Annotated in this window: 22 protein-coding genes; 7 read left to right on the top strand and 15 right to left on the bottom strand. The window is 62.0% G+C overall.

The window, feature by feature from the left end; genetic code table 11:
• Nucleotides 1-436 precede the first annotated feature (436 nt).
• On the top strand, nucleotides 437-5,998 hold the full coding sequence (locus tag ALII_RS0115155) for a DUF3320 domain-containing protein (RefSeq protein ID WP_024588082.1): 5,562 nt from the start codon (nucleotides 437-439) through the stop codon (nucleotides 5,996-5,998).
• Between the two features lie 94 nt (nucleotides 5,999-6,092).
• On the opposite strand, the gene ALII_RS0115150 is transcribed toward ALII_RS0115155, so the two are convergent.
• Entirely contained in the window at nucleotides 6,093-8,039 is a 1,947-nt protein-coding gene (locus ALII_RS0115150) for an AAA family ATPase (protein ID WP_024588081.1), read from the bottom strand.
• Between the two features lie 334 nt (nucleotides 8,040-8,373).
• Nucleotides 8,374-8,952, bottom strand: a complete 579-nt coding sequence (locus tag ALII_RS0115140) for a PIN domain-containing protein (protein WP_024588079.1) — start codon at nucleotides 8,950-8,952, stop codon at nucleotides 8,374-8,376.
• On the opposite strand from ALII_RS0115140, the gene ALII_RS0115135 reads away from it, so the two are divergent.
• Nucleotides 8,951-9,181, top strand: coding sequence for a hypothetical protein (locus ALII_RS0115135; protein WP_024588078.1), 231 nt, complete (start codon nucleotides 8,951-8,953; stop codon nucleotides 9,179-9,181). The two genes, ALII_RS0115140 and ALII_RS0115135, sit on opposite strands and share 2 nt — an antisense overlap.
• 434 nt (nucleotides 9,182-9,615) lie before the next feature.
• Here ALII_RS0115135 and ALII_RS22725 read toward each other — a convergent pair whose 3' ends face one another.
• From ALII_RS22725 to ALII_RS23310, 7 genes are read right to left on the bottom strand one after another with little or no spacing between them, the layout of a single operon-like run.
• Nucleotides 9,616-9,786 (bottom strand): hypothetical protein, encoded by a 171-nt coding sequence (locus ALII_RS22725; protein WP_161632270.1) that lies wholly within the window; start codon nucleotides 9,784-9,786, stop codon nucleotides 9,616-9,618.
• 26 nt (nucleotides 9,787-9,812) lie between these two features.
• A complete protein-coding gene (gene sulP / locus ALII_RS0115125; RefSeq protein ID WP_024588077.1) occupies nucleotides 9,813-11,528 on the bottom strand; it encodes a sulfate permease in 1,716 nt (571 codons plus the stop codon).
• 28 nt (nucleotides 11,529-11,556) lie between these two features.
• The gene (locus tag ALII_RS0115120) at nucleotides 11,557-11,988 is read right to left on the bottom strand and encodes a DUF6691 family protein (protein WP_024588076.1); all 432 of its coding nucleotides are present in this window, start codon (nucleotides 11,986-11,988) and stop codon (nucleotides 11,557-11,559) included.
• Between the two features lie 4 nt (nucleotides 11,989-11,992).
• Complete coding sequence (locus ALII_RS0115115) at nucleotides 11,993-12,421, bottom strand: YeeE/YedE family protein (protein ID WP_024588075.1); 429 nt, start codon at nucleotides 12,419-12,421, stop codon at nucleotides 11,993-11,995.
• The gene (locus tag ALII_RS0115110) at nucleotides 12,418-12,753 is read right to left on the bottom strand and encodes a metalloregulator ArsR/SmtB family transcription factor (RefSeq protein WP_024588074.1); all 336 of its coding nucleotides are present in this window, start codon (nucleotides 12,751-12,753) and stop codon (nucleotides 12,418-12,420) included. The genes ALII_RS0115115 and ALII_RS0115110 overlap by 4 nt, the downstream gene beginning before the upstream one ends.
• Before the next feature lie 5 nt (nucleotides 12,754-12,758).
• The gene (locus tag ALII_RS0115105; RefSeq protein WP_024588073.1) at nucleotides 12,759-13,640 is read right to left on the bottom strand and encodes an MBL fold metallo-hydrolase; all 882 of its coding nucleotides are present in this window, start codon (nucleotides 13,638-13,640) and stop codon (nucleotides 12,759-12,761) included.
• Between the two features lie 39 nt (nucleotides 13,641-13,679).
• Nucleotides 13,680-14,102, bottom strand: coding sequence for a TIGR01244 family sulfur transferase (locus ALII_RS23310; protein ID WP_024588072.1), 423 nt, complete (start codon nucleotides 14,100-14,102; stop codon nucleotides 13,680-13,682).
• Nucleotides 14,103-14,235: 133 nt separating this feature from the next.
• Between ALII_RS23310 and ALII_RS0115095 the strand changes: the two genes are divergently transcribed.
• The gene (locus ALII_RS0115095; protein ID WP_029660593.1) at nucleotides 14,236-15,492 is read left to right on the top strand and encodes an MFS transporter; all 1,257 of its coding nucleotides are present in this window, start codon (nucleotides 14,236-14,238) and stop codon (nucleotides 15,490-15,492) included.
• A 124-nt stretch (nucleotides 15,493-15,616) separates the two neighbouring features.
• On the opposite strand, the gene ALII_RS0115090 is transcribed toward ALII_RS0115095, so the two are convergent.
• Nucleotides 15,617-16,354 carry a L,D-transpeptidase gene (locus ALII_RS0115090; RefSeq protein ID WP_029660592.1) on the bottom strand — a complete coding sequence of 246 codons (738 nt, stop codon included), beginning with the start codon at nucleotides 16,352-16,354 and terminating at the stop codon, nucleotides 15,617-15,619.
• A gap of 109 nt (nucleotides 16,355-16,463) precedes the next feature.
• On the opposite strand from ALII_RS0115090, the gene ALII_RS0115085 reads away from it, so the two are divergent.
• A complete protein-coding gene (locus tag ALII_RS0115085) occupies nucleotides 16,464-17,141 on the top strand; it encodes a DsbA family protein (protein ID WP_024588070.1) in 678 nt (225 codons plus the stop codon).
• Between the two features lie 5 nt (nucleotides 17,142-17,146).
• On the opposite strand, the gene ALII_RS0115080 is transcribed toward ALII_RS0115085, so the two are convergent.
• Both ALII_RS0115080 and ALII_RS0115075 read right to left on the bottom strand, forming a co-directional pair.
• A complete protein-coding gene (locus ALII_RS0115080; protein WP_024588069.1) occupies nucleotides 17,147-18,499 on the bottom strand; it encodes a sensor histidine kinase in 1,353 nt (450 codons plus the stop codon).
• Nucleotides 18,496-19,161: a response regulator gene (locus ALII_RS0115075; protein WP_024588068.1), complete on the bottom strand. Its 666-nt coding sequence runs from the start codon at nucleotides 19,159-19,161 to the stop codon at nucleotides 18,496-18,498. The genes ALII_RS0115080 and ALII_RS0115075 overlap by 4 nt, the downstream gene beginning before the upstream one ends.
• A gap of 115 nt (nucleotides 19,162-19,276) precedes the next feature.
• Between ALII_RS0115075 and dsbD the strand changes: the two genes are divergently transcribed.
• On the top strand, nucleotides 19,277-21,022 hold the full coding sequence (gene dsbD, locus ALII_RS0115070) for a protein-disulfide reductase DsbD (protein WP_024588067.1): 1,746 nt from the start codon (nucleotides 19,277-19,279) through the stop codon (nucleotides 21,020-21,022).
• Nucleotides 21,019-21,810 carry a TlpA disulfide reductase family protein gene (locus tag ALII_RS0115065; protein WP_024588066.1) on the top strand — a complete coding sequence of 264 codons (792 nt, stop codon included), beginning with the start codon at nucleotides 21,019-21,021 and terminating at the stop codon, nucleotides 21,808-21,810. The genes dsbD and ALII_RS0115065 overlap by 4 nt, the downstream gene beginning before the upstream one ends.
• Before the next feature lie 352 nt (nucleotides 21,811-22,162).
• Here ALII_RS0115065 and ALII_RS0115060 read toward each other — a convergent pair whose 3' ends face one another.
• Together ALII_RS0115060 and ALII_RS0115055 are read right to left on the bottom strand one after the other, a co-directional pair.
• The gene (locus ALII_RS0115060; protein ID WP_024588065.1) at nucleotides 22,163-22,612 is read right to left on the bottom strand and encodes a pseudoazurin; all 450 of its coding nucleotides are present in this window, start codon (nucleotides 22,610-22,612) and stop codon (nucleotides 22,163-22,165) included.
• 88 nt (nucleotides 22,613-22,700) lie between these two features.
• Nucleotides 22,701-23,153 (bottom strand): hypothetical protein, encoded by a 453-nt coding sequence (locus ALII_RS0115055; RefSeq protein ID WP_024588064.1) that lies wholly within the window; start codon nucleotides 23,151-23,153, stop codon nucleotides 22,701-22,703.
• A gap of 87 nt (nucleotides 23,154-23,240) precedes the next feature.
• On the opposite strand from ALII_RS0115055, the gene ALII_RS0115050 reads away from it, so the two are divergent.
• Nucleotides 23,241-24,158 (top strand): MBL fold metallo-hydrolase, encoded by a 918-nt coding sequence (locus ALII_RS0115050; protein ID WP_024588063.1) that lies wholly within the window; start codon nucleotides 23,241-23,243, stop codon nucleotides 24,156-24,158.
• On the opposite strand, the gene ALII_RS0115045 is transcribed toward ALII_RS0115050, so the two are convergent.
• Nucleotides 24,159-25,253, bottom strand: coding sequence for a YeeE/YedE family protein (locus ALII_RS0115045; RefSeq protein WP_024588062.1), 1,095 nt, complete (start codon nucleotides 25,251-25,253; stop codon nucleotides 24,159-24,161). It lies immediately after the preceding gene.
• Nucleotides 25,254-25,316 lie beyond the last annotated feature (63 nt).

The raw sequence follows: 25,316 nt of genomic DNA, 5'->3' as shown, positions 1-25,316 counted from the left end.
GCGGACGGCGTCTCGCGGAACAGCATTCATCGCATTATTTCGCTCAAAGGCGGTCCGCGAAGTTCCCCTAGTCCGTGGCAAAGAAGCGAAGGCAGTCCTGTCCCGTGATCCTCGTTGCGTCAGATATGTCCTCGCGTCCGGGGTGCTCGTCTCAACGCAGACTTCCAGCGGCACTGTGCAAGGTGGAGCGGGAGCATATGCGTTGTATGAGTCATGAGGTTCCGCAGTTAGGTAGCAGGCGACCTGTCAGTCACCTGCCCAATAGCGCAGAGCCTCAACCAAAAGGGAGACGGCGGGTGCCGGCCTGCGCATCAGCATGCCAACCGCATGCCGCGTCCTCGCTCGATCGGTGTCAGGCAGTGTATAAGGCACAGTCCAAGGTTGAATCGCAGCATCGCGTACGATTAGATCGGTCAACTTCCCGCGGGGCCGATAAATGTCAGAAGCCGAAACATCGATCTACCAGAGCAACCTGCCAATCGACGCGAAGCTCGACCGAGCCCGGGCGGAACTACTCGACTTGTCTGCTCGCAATCGATTGCTCAATGTTCCGCGATTCTCGAAATCGGCAAAGACCATAGACGTCGTCGACGAGCGCTCCGACGAGATTTACCGACTTCTGGTCTCGGATGCGAAGGCCCTGACCTTCTCGGCGGGCCGGCCCGACCGCGCGAACGGCGAAGACGTCGGCGACGACGAAGACCTTCCGGCGGTCGACATCGCGTTGCCGGAAGACGCGGACCAGGACTACGACGAGCGGGGTGTCGCCAAGCGTCATGCCGACACAAAACTCCAGACGCGGATGACGCCGCAAGGGCTCCAGAAGCGCTTGCTGGATCTCTATCACGACGCGCGTACTCTCGAGGAAGAGCAGGGCGTCAACATCCTCTTTCTTGCGCTCGGCATGCTCCGGTGGATCGATCCCAACAACAAGGAGAACGTCCGGCACGCGCCGCTCGTCCTCATACCCGTCCGACTGGAGCGGGGAACAGCCGGTGAACGCTTCCGGTTGCGTGCAAGATCTGAGGACATGAGTTCCAATTTGTCGTTGGAGGCTTACCTCGACCGCGTCCACGCTCTGCGGCTGCCTGCCTTTGATTCCGGCGACGAGTTGGATGTCGGGGTGTATTTCGACAACGTCGCGGACGCGGTCTCCACGAAGGAAGACTGGGCGGTTCTCCGCGACGATATCGTTCTCGGGTTCTTCTCCTTCTCCAAATTCCTGATGTACCGCGATCTCGACCCCGGGAACTGGCCCGAAGGCTTCCGGATCACCGAACAGGAAAACATCCGTGCCCTCCTGTCCGACGGTTTCGAAGCGGGAGCGCCGCTGCTCTCCGAGGATGCGGCGATCGACGAACACATCTCACCCGCGGAGATGCTGCACATCGTGGACAGCGACGGATCCCAGACCCTCGCCGTGCATGACGTCAGACGCGGCAGGGACATCGTCATCCAAGGACCGCCCGGAACCGGAAAGTCGCAGACCATCGCCAACGTGATCGCCTCCGCGGTAGCAGACGGCAAGACGGTGCTTTTCGTCGCGGAGAAGATGGCGGCGCTGGAAGTCGTGAAGCGCCGCTTGGACCAAGCGGGCGTTGGCGACGCGTGCCTCGAGTTGCACAGCAACAAGGCAAACAAGCGTATGCTGCTCGAGGAGCTGCGTCGGACTTGGGAACTTGGGTCCCCGCGCGGCGACTTCCCTGCGAACTTGGCGGTGAAGCTTAATGACGCGCGCGACACCTTAAATCTACATGTCGCGCGAATCCATGAAGTGCAGCAACCATCGGGACTGACGCCCTACCGATTGTTCGGAGAGTTGACGAGACTTCGGCAGCAAGGCCAACGTCCGGTAGACCTCGAACTGGACCGCGCGACGCAATGGACGCCGGACGACGTCTCCGATCGCAGGAAGCTTTTGGCCGAACTGGTGCAGCGCGTCGACGAGATCGGACTGCCAAGCCACCATCCATGGCGAGGCGTTGGCCTGGGTATGGTGCTTCCCACGACCATGGAAAGGTTGGTTCCCCGACTCGCAGACCTTCGGACCAAGGTAGCCGCCGTTAGTGATGAAGTGGATCGCGTTTCGAACGATCTCGAACTCGAACGGAAACCCGTGGCATTTTCGGACGTAGCCGCCCTGCGCGAGCGCGCCGAAATTCTCGAGCGAGCTCCGAGCCTTTCCCGCGAGGCGATGGTTGCTGACCATTGGCATTCGCGGGTCGACGAGATTTTGGCCCTCGTTGACGCGGGATTGGACTTTGAGAAGAGGTTCGCGGAGGTGGGCGGTCTCCTGACCTCCGACGCGATCGACACGCCCTTGGAGGATGTCGAGAGCCACCTTAGGTCGCTGCCGCAGGGGTTTGGCCCAGATGCGTTTCTCCGAGCCAGGCGACTGGTTGAGATCGTGCCGGCGCTCAAAGAAGCCTCCGCCCGCCTCGCTTCCGAACTGGGCTCGACGATTGAAGGCCGCAGTCTCGCCGAGATCTATCGCTTGGTTTCTACGGGCGACAGGGTGGCGGCTGCGCCCGATGCCAGCCCTGACGCGTTTGCAGCGACCGTATGGGACAACGGAGTAGAGAAAGCAGCCGATCTCGCCGAGGCGGTCCAGACGCTCGAGCGAGCCCGGACCGCGATCGGTGATAGGTTATCGGACGCCGCGTGGACCGCTGAGGTCGCAGGCGCACGGCAGGCATTGGCGACGAATACCGGCCTTTTCAAAGTGTTCAGTGGCGACTACCGCAGGGCCGTGGCCCTGGCTAGATCGCTACTTCGCGCCCCGACGACGCCGACTGCCGAGATCATCGAATTGTTCGACCAGCTTATGAGGGGCCAGGCTGCGGCAGCGAGGCTCCGGGAAGGAGATGCGCTTGGCCGGGCCGCGTTCGGCTCCGACTGGCGGGGCGAACGATCGACCGCAGAACCGTTGCTGGCGTTGGCCGCTTGGATGCGCACCCTCAAGGGTCTCGGCGCTGAACCGCGCTTGATCGCGGGGCGTTTGGCGGACCGAGCTGCCGTCGGAGCGCGCGCGGCACAAGTTCTGCGGCTTGCAGACGACGTCAAGGGAACGTTGGAGGCTTTCTGGCACGATCTCGGTCCGACCGCAGCGAGCCTGTTCGAGGATGTCGCTTCTCCGGAACGGGCTACGCTTTTGCTCGTGGAGGCCCGCGCTCGCAACATCGTTTGGGCCGACGATGTCTGTAAGTCGGTGATCCGGCACGTGCCTGCGTCGCTGGAGGATAGGATCACCCTACTGAACAAGCTTGCGGCATTGCAGGCTGCCGCATCGGTTCTGAGGGACCGCGACGAGTTGGGGCGGACTGTCTTCGCTCCCCTCTGGGCCGGTCCTGAGACGCAATGGAGTTCGTTAGTGACGGCCGTTGGCTGGATGCAGGAATATGGAGAATTCCGGTATCTGGCCAGCCGTTTGGTTGACCGCCGGGCGCTGGCGGACAAGGCGAGAGGGATCGAGCAGGAAGCTGCCGCCGCAGTCAAGGCACTGCACGACATCGCGGACTCGCTGAATTCCAACGTATCGGGTCTGTTCGAAGTCGCCGATGCGCACGACGTTCCAATCAGCGCCTGCTCCTCCCGGCTCGATGAATGGATTGCAAATACCGAACAACTATCAAAATGGGTATCTTACAGAGATCGCGCAGACAGGGCTCACGCTGCCGGGCTGTCCGCATTTGTCGACGCCCTTTCGGACGGGACACTGTCGACGAACAGCGCCGCCCCGGCCTTCGAAATGGCATACCACGAGGCCTTGCTCGCGGCGTTCGTTGCGGCGGAGCCGGAACTCGGCAGGTTCGACGGAAACCTTCACAGCCAACATGTCCGGGAGTTCGCGAACCTCGACCGCGAACGGATCAAGGCCTCGAGCCTCGAGGTCGTGCGGGCGCACCATCGTCGTATACCATCACGGAACGGCGGGGTCGGACCTGTCGGTATCCTGAGAGGGGAGATGGCGAAACGTAGCCGGCACATGCCGATACGCCAGCTAATGCAACGAGCCGGACCCGCCATCCAGGCCATGAAGCCGGTCATGATGATGAGCCCGCTGTCGGTCGCGCAGTTTCTGACGCCGGGCAAGATGACCTTCGACTTGTTGGTAATGGACGAAGCTTCCCAGATCCAACCCGTCGACGCGCTGGGTGCCATCGCGCGGGCGAAGCAGATCGTCGTCGTCGGCGACGAGAGGCAGCTGCCGCCGACCAAGTTCTTCGCCAAGATGACTGGAGCGCAGGACGACGATGACGAAGACGACGGCGCGAGGGTGGCCGACATCGAAAGTATTCTCGGCCTTTGCAGCGCGCGCGGCCTGCCGCAACGCATGCTCCGATGGCATTACCGCAGCCGCCACCAATCCTTGATCGCGGTATCGAACTCGCAGTTCTACCAGAACAAGCTCTTCATCGTTCCCAGCCCCTATACGGCGGAAGCCGGAATGGGGCTGCGGTTCCACCACGTTCCGGACGGCGTATTCGATTCCGGCAAGACGTACGTCAACGCCGTGGAGGCCCGCACCGTAGCGGAAGCGATCATCCGACACGCGAAGACGCATCCGCAGCTCTCCCTTGGCGTGGCGACGTTCTCGGTTTCGCAACGTCGTGCGATCCAAGACGAATTGGAACTCCTGCGGCGTCTGAATCCCGATACCGAGGATTTCTTCCATTCCCATCCTGCTGAGCCGTTCTTCGTCAAGAACCTCGAAAACGTCCAGGGAGACGAGCGCGACGTCATCATCATATCTGTAGGCTACGCCAAGAACTCCCATGGTTACATGGCGATGCGGTTCGGACCGTTGGGCGCGGAAGGAGGCGAACGCCGCCTGAATGTCCTGATCAGCCGCGCCAAACGCCGGTGCGAGGTTTTTGCCTCTATAACGGATGAGGACATTGACCTGGAGCGGGGGAAAGGGAAAGGCATCTTCGCTTTCAAGCTCTTCTTGCACTACGCCCGCACCGGCCGGCTGTCCATCGCCCAAGCGACCGACCGCGACCCGGACAGCATCTTCGAGGAACAGGTGGCGCAAGCTCTCCGCGGCAGGGGATACGATGTACATCCACAAGTCGGCATTGCCGGGTTCTTCGTGGATCTCGCTGTGGCGGATGCAGAGCGTCCGGGCCGCTACCTCTTGGGTGTCGAATGCGATGGCGCTGCGTACCATTCCGCCAGGTCTGCCCGGGATCGAGACCGTTTGCGCCAAGCGGTCCTCGAGGATCACGGGTGGATCATGCACCGCATTTGGAGCACCGACTGGTTTCAGCGACCGCAAGAACAGCTAGACCGGCTTGTCAAAGCGGTGGAGGCCGCCAAGCTCGAACTTGACGAGCGTGCCGAAGTGGGAGCGATTAATTCGCGCGCTGTCCCCGTAGAAATCGTCACGGTCGACAGGGGGGATGTGACCGAGATCGGGCTCTTCGACGTGGGTGACGCCATCTCCGGAGATCTGGTCGACACTGCCTATATTGAGGCAACGATATCCCGGCCGGGACCTTACGAACTCCACGAGACACCTGTCGGCCGCCTAGCCGACCTGGTCGCCCAGGTGGTGCAGGTAGAGTCTCCCGTACATTCCGACGAGGTGGTGGCGCGGATACGCGATGCCTATGGACTGCAACGTGCCGGTGGTCGGATACAGGCGGCCGTCGAGCAGGCTATCGACCGCGCCGTAGCCCACAGGGGCATCGTCCGCGACGGACGGTTCCTGTCTATAGAGGGATCGCAACCGCAAGTCCGTGACCGCAGCAGCGTGTCGTCGCCGGGATTGCGAAAGCCGGAGAACTTGCCACCCTCTGAGTTGGAGGTTGGGATCGAGCGCGTCGTAACGGAAAACCTCGGCGCTGCGGAGGGCGAAATCGTGTCCACTTTGGCACGGCATCTCGGGTTCAAATCGACGAGCGCCCAGTTGCGTGCAATCATCATCGACGTCGTTTCCGACATGATCGATCGTGGTCGCTTCGTGAAATCCGACGGGCTTATCGTTCATCCATGATGGCGGCGCGAGCTGGACGCGTGCGGATGAGAAGTTCGCGCGCGGCGCTCGCGCTTTCGCTATCTGGACAAGCAACTGGCGATACCTGACCGCGTTATTCAGCCGCCGAACGTCTTGCTCCCCGCCTTGCCCTCGGTCGCACGACGGGTTGCTTTTCAGGGGGCACAATCGCCGCAACTCGAACTCCCGTCATTGTGCCTTCAGCGAGCAGTTCCTGCGCGAGAGCCTCGATCGCCTCGCGCCGATCTCGCACCATGCGAAGAGCTCGCTCGAAACAAGAAGCAGTTAGTTCAGAAACCCATCTGTGAGCAGCGGGATCGAAAGCGAGTCCAGCCGTGCTCGCAGACGTTTCTTCCATAAAGGTGAGCCGATCGCCCAATCCCCACGACCGGTAAGCGGCCGTCGCCAATGCAGTGGCGCGGTGGAGGTCAGATCCCGCCTTCCCGCCGACTCCCGCTGAATGGTCACCGAACAACATCCTCTCGGCCGCCGCCCCCGCCATTAACGTGGTGATTTCTTGCTCGATCCTGGCAAGAGTTCTGCATTCGCTTCGAACGATCTCAAATTCGACAGCGCCTTCCACCTGCGCCTCCACATCCGCTTCGAACCACTCCGGAATTCGAACCTGGCGGATAGCGCCGTAGCCGAGCTGGAGGCCGATGACGGCATGGCCGGCCTCGTGGACCGCGATCCGCCAGCGATAGTCCTTTGGCATGGCAATCCTCTCCGGAAGGGAAGCTTCCAGATCGGCAATGACGGGGAATCTAGACTGTCGCCGTGCCCTTCTGATGGCCTCGCGCGCCAGACGCCCCAGGTCCGCGCCCGAGCGATTTGGCAGCCGCGCGGCGATCGACTCCAGGTCGGGACGGTCGATCTGGTTTCCGAGAAGTCGATGAAGGATCTCCGCGCGGCCTTCCCGGTCCGGAAGCGAAACGCGCACGTGCCGGTCCAAACGGCCCGACCGGGTGATTGCGGCGTCGAGCCTAGCCGGATGGTTGGCCGCTCCGACGACGATCACGCCCTCGCGGCTGTCTACTCCATCCAAGCATTCGAGCAATCCCGCGACTACTTCGGTGCAATATTGCTCGTTGTGGCCGTTGAATTTCGCTCGATCGCCGAACGCGTCGATCTCGTCGATGAAAAGAATCGACGGCGCTTTCTCCTTCGCCGTGGCAAAGGCTTCGCGCATGGATTTCAGAAGGCTGTTTAGATAGCCTGCCGCCTGCCACCGCGCCAAGGATCCTGAAACGAGCTCGACGCCGCACGTGTTGGCCAGGGCTTTCGCGAAGGTGGTCTTGCCGCAGCCTGGCGGTCCGGACAGAAGGATGCCGCGGTCCACGGCCGACCACGGGATCCGGCCTTCCTTCCAGTCTGCTAAGTCTAAGGCCAGTTCCCGGCCCCACTCTTCGGCTTCGCCCATACCCACCAAGTCGTCGAGATATGGTCCGCTTGCCGCCTTCACGGCACCAGCCTCGAACTCGGCAACACATTTACCGGCCTCGGTGACGCGGGAGACGATATCTGCGGCGGAACGTCCGGTTCGCGCGGCGGCATCTAGAATCGGGAAAGGAATCTTCAGTAGCAGTTCGGCCTCTCCGCGCGTAATCGGACCGCGCGAACCCATCTTCCACGCTCCGACGATGTCGCCGGGTTTAACGGGGTCCAGTTCGATTACCGCGTCGGCCGCAAGGGCGACTGCAAGCGGAACAACGTCGCCATGCCCGCATAATGCGACCACCTTATCGGTATAGCTCAGCCAGTCAGTGACATCCTTCGGCCAGCTGTCGTTCTTTTTGTCCCCGATCACGACGACGAAGGGATCTGACCGGCGTCGGGAACCCTGCGGGACTTCGACGTATGCTTCAGCGGCTACTCGATAATGAGTGGCAGTTGCATCCGGAGGTAGCTTAAGGACGACGAGGCCGGCAGAGAAGTGGTTGAAGCGGTGCTGGTTACGCATCGCGCGAGCGACCGCGCAATAGGCAATTGCGGTCGGCAGCGAGGCAGCCAGCCTCGCGATGGCATTTTTAGGCTTTTTCATGGAAACGGTCCTTGCGTGGGCATCGTGCCCGACAGGAAAATGAGCAAGGCAGATCGCGCCTGCAGCTCCGTCAGCTGCGTATTATCCGACCGTAACAAATGGCGGCGCGCGAAGGGCCCATGGGACCGGTCTCCTCTGATACGGAACAAATAAAGAACAAAAATTGACGTGTCAATCCGCAATCGTTTGATACGGTCGCCTCGATAGGCGAGGGACGGCCCGCTTACCTCGGGCTGCTGGACCGGAACGGCGAGACAGGTGGGTCTGGCCCGCTTGGCGAATTCCGGAAGAGTGTTGTCCAACTTGGGATCGAGCTGGGTGGGGAAGTAGGGGGTCAAGAGGATGGCGTCAGCGTCCATTCCCGCACAGGGTTCACGATCCAGTCTCTGAGTCCTGGATGAAACAGGCCGGGCAACGGAAACAACTGGTGGATCGACAAAAAATCCTTAGAATTGAGCGTCGCGATAGGGATGCTTTCGACGATGGATTGCGATGCTATCATGAGATCGAGTCCCATCTTCGGTGCCTTCATCCGAGGGTCCGAAATCCATAGGTGCTTTAGAGCTCTACACCCTGTCATGCGACCATATAATCTAGCGGCGGCGGTGCATAGAAACGGTGTGTGCACGTCCGACGCCAACAACGTCTGCAACCACTCGTCGAGTTGCGCGGCTCTGATTGGGTTGTCGGGTCGTAGCAATTCGATGCCCCGTGACACCTCGACGATGGAGGCTGTCGGCAGTGCAAGCGAGAAATCCTGCAGGGCGGTCAGCCATTCCACGATGCGTAGGTCCGGCCGCTTTTTGGCCAGTTCGCTCACTACGCTGGTATCGAGCAGAAACCTTTGCGCGTCCACACTGCAGGTATCCAGCCTTGCCCCCAAATTGATGCTAGGCGAGGAGGTTTGACGCATGGTTAACGAATCTCCGGACATCCACGCCGCCAAGCTCCAGCGTATCGGTAACGATCAATGGACGTGCGATTCCGGAATCCGGCAGATCGACGATCTACTCGAGGCCGCGCGTGAACGGGAACAATTCGTCGCGCTGAACGGGAAGGTTTACGGCGTAAGGCTTGTCGAGCTTGAGCGAAGGGAGTCTGCACGGACGGTACTCAGTCGAGGCGGGCCGTTGGAAGATTAACCCGTCGCTTGATCGGCGCTGAGCTAGTTTCCGCTTGCAGGTGGCGGGGAACGATCGTTTGACAATGCTCTACCCCATCGGCGAAAACCAAGTTCAACGACGGTGCCAGGGGCTGCTGATATCCCGGGGACCGGCTGTCAATCAGCCGGGGGCTACGGGAAGGTCGCGCCACCCGCCTATTGCAGCCTCGCAGCTCGAGTTGCGCCGTATAGCACTGCCGGAAATGCCGACATAGAATGACGCGTTCAGCCCTGACCGACGCGGCAGTTGACTGGACGCATTTACAGGAAATCCAATCGGCGATGCCGTGAGGCGGGATTGAGGAGCCTCCGGTGAGACCGTAAATGCCCGGATGGGCAAACACCTCATGCCTTGATTGCACAAAGGCCGACGCACGCGCGGGCCTTTGTGCCGTTCACAATGAGCGGTGCTGCTTAGTCGGGGGAATGCGGTGCAAGCTCTTCCAAATAGCCGTTGATCTCCTCGACGAGTTCGGGGTCCGTCTGAACCGTCTGCTGGAGGCTGGGTCTGGTGAGCGAAGCGGGAACGGGGGCGAAGGAAACGGAAACAGCGCCAATCAGGGCGAATGGAATAGTCCTCAGCATTGGAAATCCTTTGCTTTGGAGGGGGTTTAACGAGACCGATCCATACTCTTCACCGCCTCGTACTGGCTGAGGAAGACGTTGCCTGTCAGTTCGGCGAGGAAGTCCGTGCGATTCAGGCGGTCCATGACCGGACCCTTCACCTCAGAAAGGTGCAGGGTGATGCCGGCATCCTTTAGGCGGTGGTTGATCTCCTCGAGGCTTTCGAGCGCGGAGGCGTCGATCATGTTCACGGCCGAGCACATCAAGATGACGTGTTTGAGCTCCGGCCGCTCGGCGACGAGAGCGGAGATGCGGTCTTCGAGGTACCGCGTATTGGCGAAGTAGAGACTTTCGTCGACTCGCAGTGACAGGATTTGCGGCGAGGTTTCCACCTCATGGCGATCGACGTTGCGGAAGTGCTCGGTGCCGGGCACTTGGCCGACAACGGCCATGTGCGGGCGCGACGTCCGGTGGAGGTGGAGGAGCAGCGACAGCGCCACGCCCATGACGACGCCGATCTCGACGCCGAGGAAGAGCGTGCCGAGGATCGTCGCGGCCATGGCCGAGAAATCGACCTTGGAATAGGTCCAGACGCGCTGAATGAGGGCGACATTTACCAGAGACAGGACGGCGACGATGATGGTCGCCGCGAGCGTTGCCTGCGGCAGGTTGGCAAGAAGCGGGGTCAGGAACAGCGTGGCGAGCGCGATGCCGATGGCCGTGTAGATGCCGGCGGCCGGCGTCTCGGCTCCGGCGTCGAAATTGACAACCGAGCGCGCAAAGCCGCCGGTGACGGGATAGCCCGACGAGATCGCCGAGGCGATGTTGGCCGCACCGAGGCCGATCAGTTCCTGGTCCGGGATGATGCGCTGGCGGCGCTTGGCGGCGAGCGTCTGCGCGACCGAAACCGATTCCACGAATCCGATCAGCGAGATCAGGAGTGCTGGGACGGCGAGCATGCGGATGAGCTCGAAATCGAACGCGGGGAGGGCCGGTACGGGCAGGCCTTGGGGAATGGCACCGACGAGGGCGACGCCTTGCGTGCCGAGGTCGAGCATCGTCACGGCGAGGATCGTCGCGGCAACGGCTGCGACTGGCCCGGCCTTCGTTGTGATATCGGCCGTCCGCGGTGATAGGCCGACCGCGACGAGCACTCGCTTCAGGCGCAGTCGCACGAAATAGAGGAAAGCCAGCACCGATGCGCCGAGGATGAGGGTCGGCAAATTAACAGAGCCGATGTTCTCGACGATGCCTATTACGATCTGCGGCAAAGTGTGCCCGCTGGCCGGAATGCCGAGCAAATATTTGAGCTGGCCGGCCGCAATCAGCAGGCCTGAAGCTGTGATGAAGCCGGAAATGACTGGGTGGCTGAGAAAGTTCGCGACGAAGCCGAGCCGGAAGAGGCCCATGGCGATCAGCATCGCGCCCGACAGGAAGGCGAGCAGCATGGCGGCGGCGAGATAGGCGGGTGTGCCCTGCGCAGCGATCTCGCCGATGGCCGAGGCGGTCATCAGCGAGACAACCGCGACGGGACCGACGGCGAGCGTGCGGCTGGTGCCAAACACGGCATAGGCGACCAGCGGCAGGATCGACGCGTAGAGCCCGATCTCCCCCGGCAGGCCTGCCAGCATTGCATAGGCGAGCGATTGCGGGATCAGCATGATGGTGACGATGATCGCCGCGACCATGTCGTTGGTCAGGGTCGCGCGGGAGTAGTGCCTACCCCAGTGAAGGATCGGCAGGTAATCTGCCAGCCGGTTCATTGTCGTGGTCTTTCGGGTGTTGCCCGCGTCAGGCGGTGCGTGGTGCGGCGGTCCCCTCGGCCACCAGGCGCGCAGCCCACATGCCGAGGATCATGGCGGGAATGAAGGCGAGCGTCCCGGTCGCGCCGAGGCCGAGCGCGGTCAGTGCTGGGCCGGGGCAGAACCCGCCAAGCCCCCAGCCGATGCCGAAGATTGCGGGGCCGGCGACGATCCTGGCGTCGATGTCGCTGCGCGTCGGCAGGTGGAATCGATCGCCGACGATAGGCTCGGCGCGCGTCAGCACCAGACGATAACCGACGAAGGCCACCATCACTGCGCCGCCCATGACGAAGGCAAGCGAGGGGTCCCAGGTTCCGAACAGATCGAGGAAGTTAAGGACCTTCGCCGGGTCCGACATGCCGGAGACGACCAGGCCTGCGCCGAAGAGGAGACCGAGCGCGAGATTGACGAGGAAGGACATGGGATCAGGCTCCGATGACGTGGCGGACGAGGAAGACGGTGACGATGGCCGTCGCCATAAAGACGCCTGTGGCGACGATGGAGCGAGCCGACAGCCGCGACAGACCGCAAACGCCATGGCCCGACGTGCAGCCATTGCCCCAGACCGAGCCGAAGCCGACGAGAAGGCCGGCGGCGATCATCAGCGGAATGTTCGACGAGACCGTCTGGCTCACCTCGATGCCGCTGATGGCGATCATGGCAAGCGGTGCGGCGACGAGCCCGACGACGAAGCCGAAGCGCGACAGGAACGCGCCATCGCGATAAGGCGGCAGGAGGCGGCCGGCGATGCCGGAAATGCCCGCGATACGGCCTTCCCACAACATCAGAAGGACGGCCGACAGGCCGATCATCATGCCGCCGACAAGCGAGGCGAGGGGTGTGAACTCGGTCATGGGTTCGATCCTTTGGCCGGCGTCGCGCAGAACATGGCGTGCATCATCGATATGAACTCGGATACGCGGCCGTCTTCGAGCCGGTAGTACATGTGCTTGGATTCCTTGCGGCCGGTAATGAAGCCGGCCTCGCGCAGTTCGGCGATTTGTTGCGACAGGCCCGGCTGGCGGATGCCGAGCGTGTCTTCGAGGTCGCGCACCGAGCGTTCGCCATCGACGAGCGCGCAGACGATCATCAGCCGCGAGGGGTGGGCGAGCTTCTTCAGGAAATCCGCCGCCTCGCTGGCATTGTCCACCATCTCGGCGGTCTCTTGCGACAATTCGCGGGTCATGACGGTCAGTCCCATGCCGCGCCCTCCAGAACGTCGAGGGGGAATTTGAGGTACCGCTGGCCGTTGGCCTCCGGCGCGGGCAGGCGGCCGCCATTCATGTTGACCTGCAACGCGTGCAGGATCAGCTTGGGCATCGGCAAGGTCGCGTCGCGCTTCTCGCGGACGGTGACGAACTCGTCCTTCGAGCGGCACTTCGACATGTGCGTGTTCGCCGCCTTCTGTTCGCCGACCGTCGACTCCCACCGCGGCTCGCGCCCGTCCGGCTGATAGTCATGGCCGACGAAGATGCGCGTCGCGTCAGGCAGGGCAAGAATCTGCTGGATCGAATCCCACAGCCGCGATGCGCTGCCGCCGGGAAAGTCGGCCCGCGCGGTTCCCGAATCCGGCATGAACAGCGTGTCGTGGACGAAGGCCGCATCGCCGATCACGTAGGTGATCGAGGCCAGCGTGTGGCCGGGCGAGAACAGCACCTTGGCATCGATCTCACCGACCTTGAATGTCTCGCCTTCGGCAAAGAGCTTGTCCCACTGCGAGCCGTCGGCGGGGAAGTCGGGCCAGTTGTAGAAGCCCTTCCACAGCCTCTGCACCTCGACCACCTTCTCGCCGATCGCGGTCGGCGCGCCGGTCTTTTCCTTGAGATAGCGCGCGGCGGAGAAGTGGTCCGCATGGGGATGGGTGTCGAGAATCCACTCGACCTCCAGACCGGCTGACCTGACGTAGTCGAGGATCGCATCGGCATTGATCGTCGCCGTCGCGCCGGACTTTTCGTCGAAGTCCAGTACGGGGTCGATGATGGCGCACTTGTGCGTGGCAGGATCGGAAACGACGTACTGCACCGAAAAGGTGCGCTTGTCGAAGAACGCCTTGACATCTGGTCTGTTGCTCATCGTGGCACTCGGTCCGTAATTTGCGTGTTGCGATTTCGTCTATTGATTGTTGGCGTCAAGCCATTTGACCGCGCCCGAAAGGTCGACGCCGAGACGCTGTCCAAGCGGCATGACGTCGTCCTTTGCCATCCGGCCGTCGAGCACTTCGCCGATCGCGTACAGCGTCGCAGAGCGCGTTCCGGTCTTGCAATGGGCGAGGACAGGGCCATCGGCCCGGGCAAGCGCGGCCTGGAAGTCGGTCACGTGACCCAGTGTGATCTGGCCCGGAACGACGGGAACATGCGTGTAGCCGAGCCCTTCGGTTTGCGCGATGCGGCGGTTCTCCGACGATGTGGGCTGGCTTGGCTCTTCGCCGTCCGGGCGGTTGTTGACGATGGCCGCGATGCCCTTGGCCTTGGCCGCAAGGATATCGCCGGCTGTCAGTTGCGGGGCGATGAAGAGCTTATCGGAAACCTGTTTCATGCGTCTCTCCTGGGGGAAGCGGCCGAGCCGTTTGTTTGATGAACCGCATATAAAATCGATTGCAAAAAAACGCAATAGACAATACGAACTTTTTGTTGCGCACATATCCGTACGAGCACGCAGGACCTGAAGCATGATCGAACCGCAAATCGGGATCGTCGCCAACCGCAACCAGTTTGCGCATCAGCTCTTGCAAGTGCTGCTTGTGGGCCTGACGCTCGGCATGGTTCGAACCGTGGTTCCAGCCTTGGCCGAGAGCGAGTTCGAGGTCCCACGCGGTTCGATCCTGCTCTTGTCGTCGTTCGTCGTTGCCTTCGGCCTTGTGAAAGGCGTTTTGAATTTTGTCGCTGGCCGCCTGTCCGAGCGGGTCGGTCGCAGGCCCGTGCTGCTCGCCGGTTGGGTCGCCGCGTTTCCAGTTCCCTTTCTAATCTATTTCGCGCCGAGCTGGTCCTGGATTGTCGCCGCGACCGTTCTTCTCGGCGTCAATCAGGGTCTTTGCTGGTCGATGAGCCAGACAGCAAAGCTCGACTTCACCCGGCCCGACCAACGCGGTCTCACTCTTGGTCTCAACGAATTTGCCGGTTATGCAGGTGTGGCCGCCGCAGGTATCGCCACCGCTTATCTGACCGAAGGCCTTGGAATGCGCACCGGCCTTCTGGTCTTTGGCATCGCCATCATCGCCGCCGGCACTTTACTGACCGTGTTTGGTGTCCGCGAGACGCTGCAGTTCATCCGTCCTTCCGCTGATCGGAATCGGAGTCCTGGCCAGGACGAGCCGCCGCCCGGCACATGGGCGGTGTTCGCACTGATGTCATGGCGGGACCGCCGTTTGGCGGCGTTGTCGCAGGCGGGCCTGGTAGAAAAATTCGTCGATGCGCTTGTTTGGGTTGTTCTGCCCGTCCACCTTTTTGCAAAGGGCGTTCCGCTGCCGCAGATCGGATGGGTCGCGGGAACCTATGGCGTCGTCTGGGGTCTTGCCCAACTCATAACCGGGCCGCTTTCCGACCGGATCGGCCGGCATATTCTCAATGTCGGAGGCATGTGGGTCTGCGCCATCGGAACCGCTCTTATGGTGTTGCTCGAGGGGTTTGCGGGGTGGACCGCTTCTGCTGCCCTCACCGGGTTTGGCATGGCGATGCTCTATCCGAACCTGTCGGCCGCCGTCGCCGATATCGCCGATCCAACATGGCGCGGCTCGGCGATCGGCATCTACCGCTTCTGGCGCGATCTGGGCTACGCGATTGGGGCGCTAGGGTTCGGCCTCGCAGCAAGCCTTGTCGGGACGCTCGATGCGGCGTTCTGGTTCGTCGCAGGCTCCATGCTCGCATCTGGAGCGCTGCTGGCACTGTGGGGCAGGGAATCGCATCCGGGTTTTGCTGCCCCTCGCTGACAGCTGCAGTTCACTTCGGATCCTTGACTTAAGTGCCCGCGTAGCGCCGGCGCGCCATGCGGGCAGCTCGTCCGCCGCCTACGAGTCGCGTCCCAATTATGCAACCCAGAATTTTGGTACCGCCCTAGACCAGCAGGTGCGACATTGTCGGGTCAGGGATCACTACCAAGGGACTTCCGTCGCGCACCGTGTCGTAGAGGTGGGCGACATCTTGATTGACCAGTCGAATACATCCCGACGAGACGGCATTGCCGATTGAGGATGCTTCGGGTGTTCCGTGGAGCCGATAGAGCGTGTCGCGTCCGCCTTCGTGAATGTAGAGCGCTCGCGCGCCGAGCGGGTTATCGAGACCAGGTCCCATGCCACCATTAGCGATTGAATAGGGTTCTAGCTCCGGCTGGCGGGCAACCATGGTGTCGGGCGGCGTCCAGCGCGGCCATTTGCGCTTGTAGGCAACTATCGCCCTGCCAGCCCAGGCAAATCCGTCGCGACCAACGCCGATACCGTAGCGTGTCGCTCGTCCGCCTGGCAGCACATGGTAGAGATATTTGCCGGGGGTATCCACGATGAGCGTGCCCGCGGGTTCGTCTGTCGGATAATCGATTTCCTGACGCCAGAACCGCGGATCGAGCTTCGTCGTGTCGACTGCCGGAATGAGAAACTCCTCGTTCAGCATGGCGGCATACATCAAAGGCGTGGGAGGCGGCGGCGGTGGTGGCGCGGCAACGAGTGCAGACTCGGGTGCTGTCGGCAGCGCCGTTGTGCAGCCGCCCAGGAAAAGCGCGCCCGCGCCGACGAGTAATGCGCGCCTTGGAACGCCAACTCGCTTCAGCAAAGGTGAACAGTCGACAGGGAGTCTCATGCTGGCCTCGATGTTTCTTGATTTTCGAAGCCGTGAGGCCTGCGTCAGCTTAAGCCTGCCTTAAGGGCCATCGTCAGGCTGCGGCACATCGACAACAGGCAGGACAATCATGGACCAACGACGCAACCACGCATGGACAGCACCGCTTCTCGACCGCCCGGCATCCCGCCGCCAGCTCCTTCTCGGCATGGGTGCTGCGGGACTTCTCCTGGCCCTCGGCATCCTTCGCGACCGAGCCTTCGCGCAGGATCTCGATCCAGAGATGGTGCTGAACGATCCGGCTTCGCCTTTGGGCGGCAACCCGAAGGGCTCGCTCAACATCGTCACCTTTTTCGACTACAATTGCCCCTTCTGCCGCCAAGCCAGCAAGCCGCTGGGTGACGTCGTGCAGGCCGACGGAGATATCCGCCTCGTCTACAAGGAATGGCCCATCTTGACGGATGCATCGAGGGACGGCGCTGTGCTCGCGCTGGCCGCGCAGCGGCAGGGCAAGTATGAGACTGCGCACGCCGCGCTGATGGCACAGGAGGGGCGCGCCGACTCGGCTGCGATGCGAAGCGTGGTGGAAGCAACCGATATCGACATGACCCGGCTAGACGCCGACCGTGCGGCGCAGTCAAACGAAATCAATGCACATCTCGACCGTAACCTGGCGATTGCCGAGGCGCTCGGTCTGCGGGGAACACCGGCTTACCTCGTCGGGCCGTACCTCGTCGCATCGGCGCTCGACACGGCCGGCTTCGAACAGGTGATCAAGGATGCGCGGGCGCGCGGAAAGGACGGCTGAGCGGCTTAGCCCTTTTGAAAGTGGAGGGTGGCGCGGAAGCCGCCACGCTTTTCGTTCGCCAGCGTTAAGCGTCCGCCGACGCGCCTCATGATCGTATCCACAATCGCAAGGCCAAGGCCGGAACCGACCCCGTCGCGACTTGCACCGCGCCAGAAGCGCTCGCGGGCGTGCGCCAGATCATAGTCACTCATACCGGGTCCCGCATCGATGACCTCGAAGCGGGATTCCTGACTGGATGACGAAATGACGATCCGCACCCTCCCGCCGGCCGGCGAGTGAAGAACAGCGTTCTCGACGATGTTTCGAAGTGCCGTCGTCGCGAGTGCCCGGTCGCAGGAAACGGTCCGGTCATGAGCGCCCTCCAAATCGATGGTGACGCCAAGGCGCGCAGCAAGGCTTTCCACCGACTGTACGCTATCGCGGACGATTGCCCCGGGATCGGCGGGTGAAATCGTCTCCCGCTCCTCATTCGCGTCGACGGCCGCCAGATCAAGCAGTTGTCGGACCAGCCGCGACGAGCGGTCGACCCCTCCTGCAATCTGTTCGAGGGCGTGTCGGCGGATCTCCGGATCATCCGATGCCAGCGCGATCTGCGCCTGTGTCTTCAGGCCGGCGAGCGGCGTCTTCAGCTCGTGGGCGGCGAAGGCCGTGAAACTCTTCTCCCGCTCCCGAGCACCCGCGACGCGGCCGAATAGACCATTGATAGCATCCAGGGCAGGCCGCAGCTCACCGGGCGCATCGGGTAGATCAACCGGCCGCAGATCGGCGGCGTGTCGCTGGCCCAGCAGACCTGCCATGCGGTCGAGCGGACGCATGCCGCGCTGAACCGACAGCCAGGTCAGGAGGCCTGCGATCGGCAAGACAACCGTCATGGGCAGCAGTGTGCCGGTCATGACATCATTCACCAGCGACTGGCGAACCTGCAGGTTGTCGCCGACCATAACTTGAACACCACGGTCGGAGTTCAGGACCGTGTAGACGCGCCAGGTCTCGCCTTTGATTGTCGTCTGCGAAAAGCCATCATCATTTGATGCCAGGCGTTCACGGGGTGCGGCTTCAGATCGGCCAACAAGCGTTCCAGCCAAGGACCATATCTGGCAGGAGAGCTGATGGCTGTAGGGCTCGTCGGTCATCGTCTCGACTTCGAGCCCTTCAATCGCGCCGGCTGCCGTTGCGATTTCGATCCGATGATCGGTGATCAGGGAATCCACCATGCGGGCGGCTTCGCGCAGCCGGGCATCCAGCACCTGCTCGACACGCGCCTGGGTGCTCCAGTAAATCCACGCCGCCGCGGACAGCCAAACGGCCCCGGTCGTGAGCAGAAGGATCAGCAGCAGTCTGGTGCGCATCGACTTCATGGCTGCTCTGCGCCCACACGATAGCCGATGCCGCGCACGGTCTGGATGACGCCCGCGCCGAGCTTTGCCCTGAGATTGTGGATGTGGACCTCGACCGCATTGCTCTCCACCCCTTCCTGCCAGCCGTAGATCGCCTCCTCCAGCGCCGTCCTGGCAATGACTGCGCCGGGGCGTTCCAAGAGCAGGCGCAAAATGGTGAACTCACGTCGTGTGAGAGAGACGGGCTTGTCGTCGCGCGTGACTGACAGCATGGCGGGATCGAGAACGACATCCTGCCAGGACAAGGTCGCACACGCCCGGCCAGAGCTACGCCGCTGGATCGCGCGCAGGCGGGCGGCCAGTTCGTCAAGATCGAAGGGCTTGCCGAGGTAATCGTCGGCACCCGCGTCGAGCCCGGCAATTCGCTCGCCGACCCGGTCCCGCGCAGTGAGCAGCAGGATCGGCGTTGTGTCGCGCTCGCGTCGTCGTTGTGCCAGCAGGTCGATGCCGGACCCGTCGGGCAGCATGATGTCGAGGACGACCGCCTCGTAGTCGCTCGCGCGCAGGGCTGCATCGGCATCAGCACAAGTCGAAACCGCATCAGGACTGAAGCCGGCGAGCTTCAGTCCGACCGTCAGGCCGTCCAGCAGGATGGGATCGTCCTCGACGATGAGAATGCGCATCGCTTGCGGCGGCTCCTTCCGATTGCAGGGACCGTCTCGACGTGTCTGCTTAAGGCTGCCTTAAGTTGCCCCGCCGAGACGGCACTCCTTCGCAACGAAAGAAGGCTTGATCAAGATGCGGTTCATCCTCTCGGCTCTGATTGCCCTGATCCTCTCAGTGGGCGCTGCCCTTGCGCAGCCGGCTGCGCCGCTCGATGTCGACGAGGCCTTCGCGCTTTCAGTGGCGAGAGACGGGGAAACGTTGATGCTCCGATGGACGATTGCGTCCGGCTACTATCTCTACCGCGACAATGTCCGGATCATTCAAGGCGCGGACGCACTACCGGTCACGATCTCGAAGGGCGTCACCAAGGAAGACCCCGGCTTCGGCACTGTAGAGGTCATCTTCGACGAAGCCGTGGCAACTGTCACGCCAAAGAGCGGCGAACCTCTTCGTGTGGACTATCAGGGCTGCCAGGACGGCGGCATCTGCTATCGGCCAGAGGCGCGTATGATCGCGCCGGACACGCTCGAGGTCACAAACGCCGTCAGCGGCTTCGGCGCGCCGGCGATTGCCGACGATTCGTTGGCTGCAGCAGGCATCGCAATCGCGGACGACGGCGGGGAAGCATCCTCAATCCTTGAAAGCAGCAGTGTCTTCTGGGTCACGCTCAGCTTTCTTGGCTTCGGTCTGTTGCTGGCCTTCACTCCTTGCGTCTTCCCGATCTATCCGATCGTCATCGGCATGCTCGGCCGCCAAGGCGAACGGACAAATGCCCGCCGCGGCTTTGTCCTGTCCACCACATACGTCTTCGGTCTGGCGCTTGCCTTCGCGATCGTCGGTGCCGTCGTCGGCTGGAGCGGCCAGAACATCCAGTTCGCCCTGCAGTCGCCGCTAACCACCGTGGCAGTCGCCGTGCTGTTCCTCATCCTCGCCAGTTCCATGTTCGGTGCCTTCGAGCTTCAGCTGCCGAGCGCGTTCACCTCCCGATTCGCGGGACGAAGCGGCGGCGGCTCGCTCGGATCGGCTGGCGCATTGGGATTCACCTCGGCGCTGATTGTCGGGCCTTGCGTGACCGCGCCGCTGGCCGGCGCGCTGGTCTACATCGCACAGGACGGCGACTGGCGGCTCGGCGCGCTGGCGCTGTTCGCGCTGGGCTTCGGCAAGGGCCTGCCCCTCATCGTCATGGCTACTTTCGGTGCCGGGCTGCTGCCGCGCGCCGGACGGTGGATGGAGGAGATCAAGCGTCTGTTCGGCTTCGGCTTCATTGCCATGGCGATTTGGGTTGCGACGCCGCTACTGCCCTTGGCGATGGATCTGTCGCTCTATGCGCTGCTCTTGATGGTCGCCTCGGTAGACCTCGTGCTGCGGATCTCGTCGCGTCGGGCAAAGATGGCCGGCATGGGCCTCACCCTCGTTGCATGCGTACTGGTTCTCGGCGCGCTCGATGGCAGCGGCAAGCCCATGCAGGCCCTGGCGAGGATTGCGCTTCGCTCCACGCCGCCTGTCCAGTCGGACCTCGCCTTCACGACGACGGCATCGCGGGAAGGCCTTCTTCATGCTTTCCAAGTAGCCGGCGAGAGGGCGCAGCCGATGATGCTCTACATCACGGCCGACTGGTGCGTGATCTGCCGTACGATCGAGCGGAAGGTGTTCCCGGGCGAAGGGGTCGCCGCAGCGTTGGAGGGCGTTCATCTCGTAAAATTCGATGTCACCGAATTCGACGCGGCCGCGCAGTCTGTTCTGGACGAACTGAACGTCGCCGGTCCGCCGACCATGATGTTCTTCGATCCCGCCCGGCGGGAACGGCAAGGGACGCGGCTTATCGGAAGCATGGGGCCATCCGACCTCATCGACTCCGCGACGGCACTCAAGCGATGAATGCCGTCACGATCGGACCGTTCATGCTGTCGGTCGACCGGCTCGTCGCGCTCGCGGGCATACTCGTCTTCATCGTTGTCGCGTCGGTCGCAGCGCGCAAGGCCGGCCCCGGCGTCGCCCAATGGTCGACGAGGGGGCTGGTCATCGGCATCATCGCAGCGCGGATCGCTCATGTCGCCTTCAACTGGAGCACGTTCGCGAAAGACCCTTGGCGTGCCGTGGCCGTCTGGCAGGGCGGGTTCTACTGGCCCGCCGGCGTTCTCGCCGCGATCGTCCTTCTGCTGGTCGAGGTCAGGGACACGCGTGGACGAATCGCAGGTCTTGCCGGCGTGGCCGTTGGTCTCTTCGTATGGAATGCCGCCTCGGTCCTGACGTCAGGCGTCGATCCGGTGCCGCTGCCAGGCAACCCGCTACAGTCCCTCGGTGGAGAAGCCGTCTCGCTTCCCGAACTCACCGGAAAACCCATGGTGATCAACCTGTGGGCGACATGGTGCCCGCCCTGCCGTCGCGAGATGCCCATGATGGCCGAAGTCGCGGCGTCGACTAATGACGTCACTTTCGTATTCGCGAACCAAGGCGAGGACGCGCCCCGCATCCGCCGCTACCTCTCGCACGAGCGTCTGCTGTTGCCTAACGTCCTGATGGACGGCCTCGGCGAACTTGGCCGGCACTACGGTGCGCCGGGGCTGCCTGCGACGCTGTTCGTCGGTGCAGATGGCAGGCTGGTCGACATTCATCTAGGAGAGATATCGCACGAGGCGATGCTCCGGAAGGTGGATGACCTTTGACGACAAGATTTGGAGTGTTGGACGTGCGGGTCAGCATCCAGTCGTATCGTCGGGTTTCGTCCGAGCCTGTCGCCGCCAGACATATCAGTGGCTAGCACCCTCAGCTAACTGTAAGTCGATTGTAAGCGGCCATCCTCCCTCAGGCAGCATGTACGCTGAATTGGCAGAGGCCGAGCTTGCATGTGGGATGGCAAGGGGGCGCAAAGTCGCTGACAGCCGTGACGGCCTGAACCAAGGACGGAAATCGATTTCCGACTTAGCCTGAAGTTGCTCATCTCGATGGCGATCCGGCAACTGCGCAATGAAAAAGGCGGCACGAATGCCGCCTCGTATTGCAATATGGTGCAAGGATTCAGCTTCCAGCCTCGATTTCGGCGAAGATCTTTTCAGCCACCTGCTTGGCCTTGCCCGGATATCGCAGTTTCTTGACGTCTTCGAGATTGGTCGGCTCGCCTACGACCACCGCTCCGATCATGCCCATGCCGAAATGCGGCGTGCACTGATACATGTAAACGCCTTCAGCGTTGACAGTCACCGTAATCTCTTCGTTGACCTTGCCCTTCCACTCTTCAGCACCTTCCGGTACGCCGTCCTTGATCGTTGCCGAGTTGTGGCTCTTGTCGGTGGGTATGAACTTGATCGTGTCGCCCGGCTCAGCCATTACGACAAGCGGTTCGAAGACCATCATGGTCCCGTCGGAACCCTTGTTGAGCATCTTCACCTCGTGCTCCGCGGCATTGGCCACCACAGGCATGGCGAACGCCAGAGCGAGGCCGATCGCATAGACAGATTTCAATTTCATTCCTCCCAATTGCCGCGCAACGCATATGCGTTGCTTCGGATAGAAACATTGCAATAATAGCATGTATGGTCAACCCGCGACGCCCGATTTAGAAGCCTTCGGCTGCTTCCTGGGCGATTTCATCGAGCAAGGCATTTACTTCGTCGCGGCCCGGACCAGCTGGCAAAGGGCGGTATCCGACGACAATTTCACTTGGCTTTTCCTCTGCTTCGTAGACGAAGAGCACGTACGGGCAGAAGGCGATGTTCGACAAATCCTCTTCCATCGTCTTGCGCGAGACGACGGCCGAACAGAATTGGATGAACTCCGCGTTCGAATAGAGAGGCTTTTCGGCACCCACGTCCCCGGCTGTCCGCGTCAGCATGTCCCCAATCTGTCCGTGATAATCGACGACGTAGCCTCGATTGACGACAGCGTCTTCGAGGCTTGCCGCGACGTCCTCGTAGGGCTGATCGCTGGTGTAGGTTTTCGCAGCGTCCTTTGCGTGGGCACCTACGAGGCCAGCAAGCAAGCCGGCGATTGCGATAAGATGGATACGCATCTCTGAACCTTCCGATCGTTGGACAAGCTTAAGGCTAGCGCGGCCAACTCAAATATGCAAAAAATTAAATATGTAGGGAGGACTGGGATGCGACTGACACGCAGGAATGTGGTGACGGGCTTGGCAACGACAGGCTTGTGGACGATGACTCCCGCGCTAGCAGGTCGCGCGCAAGCGCAGCTTCTGACCGTTGGCGACGGGGAGTTGATGACCATCAGCGACGGGAAGCTACAGTTGCCGATCGCCTTTTCGTTCCCTGAGGCCCCGCAGGACGAACTTGTCTCCTTGCTCGCGGCCAACGGCATGCCGGAAGACATGCTGCAACCCGACTGCAACGTGACCCTCCTGCGATCTGGCGATCGATTGGCGATTTTCGACGTCGGCGCTGGCACGAACTTTATGCCCACGGCTGGAGAACTACTCGCCAATCTGGAAACCAAGGGTATCGACCCCACCGACATCACCGACGTCGTCTTCACCCATGCCCACCCCGATCATCTGTGGGGATTGACGGACGACTTCGACGAACTCGTTTTCCCCGAAGCCAGCTACCACATTGGGCGGGCAGAGTGGGACTATTGGTCTGCAGAGGATACGCTGGAGAAAGTACCGGAAAACATGCAGGCTCTTGTCGTCGGTGCGCAAAACCGATTCGAGGTCGTCGCCGATCGTATCAATTTCATAGCACCCGGTGACGAAGTCTTGCCGGGCGTGGAGGCCATGGACACGAGCGGGCACACGCCGGGCCATCTATCCTTCATCGTGCATGGATCAGACCCTGTCATCATCTTGGGCGATGCGCTGTCCAATTCCATCATTTCCGTGCAGCAGCCGGACTGGCCGGCAGGAATGGATCAGGACCCGCAGAAGGCGATCGAGATGCGCAATGTGCTGCTCGACCGACTGGCAACGGACCGAATCCAGCTGATCGGATATCACTTCCCTCACCCAGGCGCGGGGCGAATCGAGAAATCGCAGACAGGTTTCATATACGTCGAGGCATGACTATTCCGCTGGTTCGACGCCGTGCAATCGGAACGCAGAAAACGGTGAGCCCTCGAGAAGGTAAGAGAGGCCGAGCCGCGCACCGATCGCGATCGACAGCAAGACGAAGGGCGCTGATACAGCCAGTGTCGAAACGGCCGAGATGCCTTGCCCGATCGTACATCCCATGGCGAACACGCCGCCGATGCCCATGAGAGTGCCGCCGAGTAGATGGCGACTGAGTTCACGTGCATCGTCACACGCTTCCCAGCGGATGTCACGCCTCAGGAACGCGCAAACAGCCGCGCCGACCGCGACCCCGATGACCAGCCCGACCCCGTAGTCGGGATAAATACCCGTGAATGCGATCGCCTGGAGGAGGGCGTCTGCAACGGGGACGACGAACGAGCCGGATTCAAGCTGAACGATATCGAAGGAGTGCTGCGAGGCAAATGTTGTCGCCCACCAGCCGAACGTGATGACCAAGCCAATGACGGTCCCTGTGATCATCGATCCAGCTTTTCGTCTGTATCGCGGGTCGGCCAGGATCCACGACAGCATGGCGATGAAGACGATCGCGGCGACGATGAGATTCACGTCGCGGCCGGCAAGCGTGCTGAGGATCGCACCAAGCGACTGGCCACCTACCGAGGACAAATCGTAGGCATTCTGGTCTGAGGCCACGACGCGAAACTGCGCCAAAAGTCCCTTCTGAGTGCTGAGCGCTGCGAGGCCCAAGACGATAAGCACGATCAGTGACCTGAGACTGCCACCGCCCAATCGCACCAGTGCACCGAAGCCGCATGTTCCCACCAGTGCCATTCCGACCCCGAAGGCAAGGCCTCCAGCAATTGCACCGACGAGCGCCAGGTCCGACCGAACGTAAAAGCTCGACGACGCGTCGACATATCCAGCGGCCTGAAGAACCTGCGTCGAGATCAAAGCTATGGCGGCAGCGAGCGCCCAGGTGCGCAGGCCCGAGCTGTCCCCCGCATACCAATGGCGTTCGAATGCCGACATGGTGCAAAAATGGTTGCGCCTTGCCGAGAAGCCCATGATGCCTCCGCCGAGGATACCGGCCAAGACGAGAAACCACGGCGATGATGCCAATTCCATGCAATCCTCCCTAGGCCGCGGGGCCGTTCGACTTAACCGCGCCCCTGCAAGCGCGATCCGTCC

Source organism: Aliihoeflea sp. 2WW (assembly GCF_000497755.1).
Taxonomy (GTDB): Bacteria; Pseudomonadota; Alphaproteobacteria; order Rhizobiales; family Rhizobiaceae; genus Aliihoeflea.
This window is presented reverse-complemented; position numbering and strand designations above follow the sequence as displayed.

Excerpts from the sequence above, each read along its gene's own strand:
- ALII_RS0115080 (WP_024588069.1), bottom strand. The coding sequence starts at position 18,499 with ATGAAGTCGATGCGCACCAGACTGCTGCTGATCCTTCTGCTCACGACC.
- ALII_RS0115095 (WP_029660593.1), top strand. The coding sequence starts at position 14,236 with ATGATCGAACCGCAAATCGGGATCGTCGCCAACCGCAACCAGTTTGCG.
- ALII_RS0115115 (WP_024588075.1), bottom strand. The coding sequence starts at position 12,421 with ATGACCGAGTTCACACCCCTCGCCTCGCTTGTCGGCGGCATGATGATC.
- ALII_RS0115155 (WP_024588082.1), top strand. The coding sequence starts at position 437 with ATGTCAGAAGCCGAAACATCGATCTACCAGAGCAACCTGCCAATCGAC.
- ALII_RS0115140 (WP_024588079.1), bottom strand. The coding sequence starts at position 8,952 with ATGCGTCAAACCTCCTCGCCTAGCATCAATTTGGGGGCAAGGCTGGAT.
- ALII_RS0115150 (WP_024588081.1), bottom strand. The coding sequence starts at position 8,039 with ATGAAAAAGCCTAAAAATGCCATCGCGAGGCTGGCTGCCTCGCTGCCG.
- ALII_RS0115120 (WP_024588076.1), bottom strand. The coding sequence starts at position 11,988 with ATGTCCTTCCTCGTCAATCTCGCGCTCGGTCTCCTCTTCGGCGCAGGC.
- ALII_RS0115060 (WP_024588065.1), bottom strand. The coding sequence starts at position 22,612 with ATGAAATTGAAATCTGTCTATGCGATCGGCCTCGCTCTGGCGTTCGCC.
- ALII_RS0115135 (WP_024588078.1), top strand. The coding sequence starts at position 8,951 with ATGGTTAACGAATCTCCGGACATCCACGCCGCCAAGCTCCAGCGTATC.
- ALII_RS0115050 (WP_024588063.1), top strand. The coding sequence starts at position 23,241 with ATGCGACTGACACGCAGGAATGTGGTGACGGGCTTGGCAACGACAGGC.
- ALII_RS22725 (WP_161632270.1), bottom strand. The coding sequence starts at position 9,786 with ATGCTGAGGACTATTCCATTCGCCCTGATTGGCGCTGTTTCCGTTTCC.
- sulP (WP_024588077.1), bottom strand. The coding sequence starts at position 11,528 with ATGAACCGGCTGGCAGATTACCTGCCGATCCTTCACTGGGGTAGGCAC.
- ALII_RS0115075 (WP_024588068.1), bottom strand. The coding sequence starts at position 19,161 with ATGCGCATTCTCATCGTCGAGGACGATCCCATCCTGCTGGACGGCCTG.
- ALII_RS0115090 (WP_029660592.1), bottom strand. The coding sequence starts at position 16,354 with ATGAGACTCCCTGTCGACTGTTCACCTTTGCTGAAGCGAGTTGGCGTT.
- ALII_RS23310 (WP_024588072.1), bottom strand. The coding sequence starts at position 14,102 with ATGAAACAGGTTTCCGATAAGCTCTTCATCGCCCCGCAACTGACAGCC.
- ALII_RS0115105 (WP_024588073.1), bottom strand. The coding sequence starts at position 13,640 with ATGAGCAACAGACCAGATGTCAAGGCGTTCTTCGACAAGCGCACCTTT.
- dsbD (WP_024588067.1), top strand. The coding sequence starts at position 19,277 with ATGCGGTTCATCCTCTCGGCTCTGATTGCCCTGATCCTCTCAGTGGGC.
- ALII_RS0115085 (WP_024588070.1), top strand. The coding sequence starts at position 16,464 with ATGGACCAACGACGCAACCACGCATGGACAGCACCGCTTCTCGACCGC.
- ALII_RS0115055 (WP_024588064.1), bottom strand. The coding sequence starts at position 23,153 with ATGCGTATCCATCTTATCGCAATCGCCGGCTTGCTTGCTGGCCTCGTA.
- ALII_RS0115065 (WP_024588066.1), top strand. The coding sequence starts at position 21,019 with ATGAATGCCGTCACGATCGGACCGTTCATGCTGTCGGTCGACCGGCTC.
- ALII_RS0115110 (WP_024588074.1), bottom strand. The coding sequence starts at position 12,753 with ATGACCCGCGAATTGTCGCAAGAGACCGCCGAGATGGTGGACAATGCC.
- ALII_RS0115045 (WP_024588062.1), bottom strand. The coding sequence starts at position 25,253 with ATGGAATTGGCATCATCGCCGTGGTTTCTCGTCTTGGCCGGTATCCTC.